3 protein-coding genes are annotated in these 4,422 nt (G+C 74.4%); 1 reads left to right on the top strand and 2 read right to left on the bottom strand.

What is annotated here, in order from left to right; all coding sequences use genetic code 11:
• Positions 1–46 precede the first annotated feature (46 nt).
• Positions 47–1,765, bottom strand: a complete 1,719-nt coding sequence (locus ACFUMH_RS18640) for a glycoside hydrolase family 13 protein (RefSeq protein ID WP_378209032.1) — start codon at positions 1,763–1,765, stop codon at positions 47–49.
• A gap of 138 nt (positions 1,766–1,903) precedes the next feature.
• A complete protein-coding gene (locus ACFUMH_RS18635) occupies positions 1,904–2,953 on the bottom strand; it encodes a LacI family DNA-binding transcriptional regulator (protein WP_378209030.1) in 1,050 nt (349 codons plus the stop codon).
• Between the two features lie 197 nt (positions 2,954–3,150).
• On the opposite strand from ACFUMH_RS18635, the gene ACFUMH_RS18630 reads away from it, so the two are divergent.
• Positions 3,151–4,383, top strand: coding sequence for an extracellular solute-binding protein (locus tag ACFUMH_RS18630; protein ID WP_378209028.1), 1,233 nt, complete (start codon positions 3,151–3,153; stop codon positions 4,381–4,383).
• The last annotated feature ends 39 nt before the right edge of the window (positions 4,384–4,422 follow it).

Raw genomic sequence — 4,422 nt, 5'->3', positions numbered from 1 at the left:
GGACTGAGCGCTCCGTCCGCCGTCGCCGCGAGGCCCGGTCCGGCCGTCAGACGCCGGCGCGCACCCAGACGGTCGTCGCGCCCGGGACGGTCGGCGCCTGCGCGCTGCCGCCGAGCGGCCCCGAGGCGATGAGCACCTGCGTGCCGGCCGGCAGCGGGACCTCGTCGTCGCCGAGGTTCGCGACCACGACGACGTCGCGGTTCGCGAACCGCAGGACGTGCGGCTCCTCGTCCAGCCAGCGCAGGTCACCGGCGCCGAGCTGCTCGCTGCGGCGCAGGCCCAGGGCGGCGCGGTACAGCTCGTACGTGGAGCCGGCGCGGCCGCGCTGCTTGTCCGCGGCGAGCTCCGCCCACCCCGCGGGCTGCGGCAGCCACGTCGCGCCGGTCGGCGAGAAGCCCATGCCGGGCGCGTCGCCCTCCCACGGCAGCGGCACGCGGCACCCGTCGCGCCCGCGCTCGACCCCGCCGGTGCGGAAGAAGGCCGGGTCCTGGCGCAGGCCGTCCTCGAGCGCGGTGTGGTCGGGCAGGCCGAGCTCCTCGCCCTGGTAGACGTACGCGGAGCCGGGCAGGCCGAGCATGAGCAGCGACGCCGCGCGGGCGCGGCGCAGGCCGAGCTCCGCGTCCGGCTGCTCGTCGCCGTGCCCGATGCCGTTGGGCCGGTGCGTCGGGTCCGACAGGCCCATGCGAGACGCGTGCCGCACGACGTCGTGGTTGGACAGCACCCAGGTGGTGGGGGCGCCGACGGCGTCGTTCGCCGCGAAGGACGCGGCGATGACGCGACGCAGCGCGGGGCCGTCCCAGCCGGCGGCGAGGAACGCGAAGTTGAAGGCCTGGTGCATCTCGTCGGGGCGCACGTAGCGGGCCAGGCGGGACAGGGGCTCGACCCACGCCTCGGCGACCATCGCGCGGTCGCCCTCGTACTCGTCGAGGACCGACCGCCACGCGCGGTAGATCTCGTGCACGCCGTCCTGGTCGAACATGGGGCCGTGGTTGCCGGAGCCGTTCACGGCGTCGGCGTCGTCCGTGCCCTCGATCATCGAGACGTGGCCGTGCCAGTCGGGCAGGCCGGCCTCCTTGACCATCCCGTGCGCGACGTCGACGCGGAAGCCGTCGACCCCGCGGTCGAGCCAGAAGCGCAGGATCTGCTCGAACTCGGCGCGGACCTCGGCGTTCTCCCAGTTGAGGTCCGGCTGCTTGCTGTCGAACAGGTGCAGGTACCACTGGCCGGGCGTGCCGTCGGCGTCGGTGGTGCGCGTCCACGCGGGGCCGCCGAAGATGGAGTCCCAGTTGTTGGGCGGCAGCTCGCCGTCGGCGCCGCGGCCGTCGCGGAAGACGTACCGCGCCCGCTCGGGGGACCCGGGCGCGGCGGCGAGCGCCGCCCGGAACCACACGTGCTCGTCGCTCGTGTGGTTGGGGACCAGGTCGACGACGACGCGCAGGCCGAGCTCGTGCGCGCGTGCGATGAGGGCGTCGGCGTCCGCGAGGGTGCCGAACAGCGGGTCGACCTCGCGGTAGTCCGCGACGTCGTAGCCGGCGTCCGCCTGCGGCGAGCGGTAGAACGGCGACAGCCAGACCGCGTCCACGCCGAGCTCGGCCAGGTGGCCGAGCCGCGCGGTGACGCCCGGCAGGTCGCCGATGCCGTCGCCCGACGCGTCGGCGAACGAGCGGGGGTAGACCTGGTAGATGACGGCGTGGCGCCACCACGGGCCGGCGGGGTCCTCGGCGCGGTGCACGAGGGCGGCGTCGGGGAGGGCGTCGAGGGTCACGTCGAGGGTCACGGGAACCTTCCTGGGTCTGGGTGCGGGTGCGAGTGCGGGGGCGCGCACGCGCAGGGGCGTGGCGCAGGGTCCGGCGCCGCGTGCCGCGGGCCGGTCGGGGGGAGGGGCGGCGCGTGCCGCCCGTGGTCAGAGGCTCGCGCGAGCCGTCTCGGCCGTGGTCGCCGCGTGCTCGGGCGCGGATCCCGTCGAGCCGCGGACGACGAGCTCGGGGTGGAAGAGCAGCTCGGCGCGGGCGGCCGGCGTGCCGGTGATCTCGCCCACGAGCGCGGACACCGCCGCGTGCCCCATGGCGGCGACGGGCTGGCGCACCGTCGTCAGGGGCGGGTCGGTGAACGCGATGAGCGGCGAGTCGTCGAAGCCCACGACGGAGACGTCGTCGGGCACCGACAGTCCCAGGGTACGCGCCGCGCGGACGGCGCCGAGCGCCATCATGTCGGACCCGCACACGACCGCCGTGTGCCCGGAGCGGAACAGCTCCGTGGCGGCGGCGTGCCCGCCCTCGACCGTGAACAGGGTCGAGACGACGTGCGGGTCGGGGTCGGAGACGCCGGCGTGCCGCTCGAGCAGCTCGGCGAACGCCTCGCGCTTGCGCCGGGCCGGCACGAACCGGGTGGGCCCGATCGCGAGCCCGATCGAGCGGTGCCCGAGCGACCACAGGTGGCGGAACGCCTGGTCCATGGCCGCGGTGTCGTCGGTCGACACGGCCGGCGCGTCGACGCCCTCGGCGAACCCGTTGACGAGCACCAGGGGGACGCCGCGCCCGCGCAGGCGGTGGTAGCGGTCCTTGCTGGCGGACGTGTCGGCGTGCAGCCCGGAGACGAAGACGATCCCGTCGACGCCGTGCTCGAGCAGCAGCTCGACGTACTGGTCCTCGGTGGTGCCGCCGGGCGACTGGGTGCACAGCAGCGGCGTGTACCCGCGGTCGGTGAGCATGGTCTCGATGACCTGCGCGAACGCGGGGAAGACGGGGTTGCTGAGCTCGGGCACGACGAGGCCGACGAGCCCGGCGGACCGCATGCGCAGCTTCTCCGGGCGCTCGTAGCCGAGCACGTCGAGGGCCGCCAGCACCGCCTGGCGGGCCTGTGCGGACACGCCGTGCTTGCCGTTCAGCACCCGCGACACGGTCGCGGTGCTCACCCCCGCCTGCTCGGCGAGGTCGGTCAACCGGGTACGCACAGGCGGCAGCGTAGTAGGGGACACGGGACCTCCTCGTCCTCCGCACGGCGGGTCTGCCGCAACGCCGCCTGAAATGCTGTCTGAAAGTTACCGTAACGAGTTGCAAGAGCCGTGGCAAACGTCGTACGTTCTGCGCCACCAGGCCAGCGTCGGCACCGTCGACGCGCGGCGACGGCACCGACAACAGGAGATCAACGATGCGACGGAGCATCCCGGCCGCGGCGGCGACGCTCGGCCTCGCGCTCACCCTCGCGGCGTGCGCCGGGGGCGGCACCGCGACCCCCGAGGCGACCACGTCGGCCACCGCCGGCGGCGGCAGCAGCGGCGACCTGGTCGTCTGGGTCGACGAGACGCGCCAGGCGGCCGTCGACGAGGCCGCGACGGCCTTCGAGGAGGAGAACGACGTCACGGTCGACGTCGTCCTCAAGAACTTCGAGGACATCCGCGCCGACTTCCTCGCGCAGGTGCCGACCGGCGAGGGCCCGGACATCACGGTCGGGGCGCACGACTGGCTGGGCGAGCTCACCCAGAACGGCGTCGTGGCGCCCATCGAGCTGGCCGACCGCACCGCCGACTTCGAGCAGGTCGCGGTCGAGGCCTTCACGCAGGACGGGCAGGTCTACGGCCTGCCGTACGCGATCGAGAACATCGCGCTCATCCGCAACACCGCACTCGCACCCACCGCCCCGGCGACGTGGGACGAGGCCGTCGCGGCCGGCCGTGCGGCCGGCACGCCGCACCCGCTGCTGATCCAGACCGGCACCGAGGGCGACCCCTACACGTACTACCCGCTGCAGACGTCGTTCGGGGCGCCCGTCTTCACGCAGAACGAGGACGGCTCGTACTCGCCGGAGCTCGCCATGGGCGGCGAGCCCGGGCACGCGTTCGCGCAGTGGCTGCAGGCGCAGGGCCAGGCCGGCGTCCTGAAGACCGACATCACGTACGACATCGCGGTCGAGGCGTTCAAGAACGGCGAGTCGCCGTTCATCGTCGGCGGCCCGTGGATGCTCGAGCAGTTCGAGGGCCTCGAGCTGTCCATCGATCCCCTCCCGTCGGCCGGCGGGCAGCCGGCCCAGCCGTTCGTCGGCGTCCAGGGCTTCTACGTCTCCGCGCAGAGCGAGAACGCGCTGCTCGCGAACGACTTCCTCGTCAACTACATCGCGACGGACGAGGCGCAGCTCGCGCTGTACGAGGCGGGCAACCGTCCGCCGGCCCTCTCGTCCGCCGCCGAGACCGCGTCGCAGGACCCGGTCACCGCCGGCTTCGCCGCCGTGGGCGCCGAGGCCGTGCCGATGCCGTCGATCCCCGAGATGGGCTCCGTGTGGGCGTTCTGGGGCGTCACCGAGGCCAACATCCTGTCCGGCGCGGCCGAGCCCGTCGCCGCCTGGGACAAGATGATCGCCGACATCCAGGGAGCCATGGGCTCCTGACCCCGCACGACGGCGGCGCGCCGCACGGTCCCCGAGCTG

The organism is Cellulomonas sp. NPDC057328 (assembly GCF_042667215.1).
Taxonomy (GTDB): Bacteria; Actinomycetota; Actinomycetes; order Actinomycetales; family Cellulomonadaceae; genus Cellulomonas.
The sequence above is the reverse complement of the archived record's forward strand: the minus strand, read 5'-3'. Positions and strand labels throughout refer to the sequence as shown.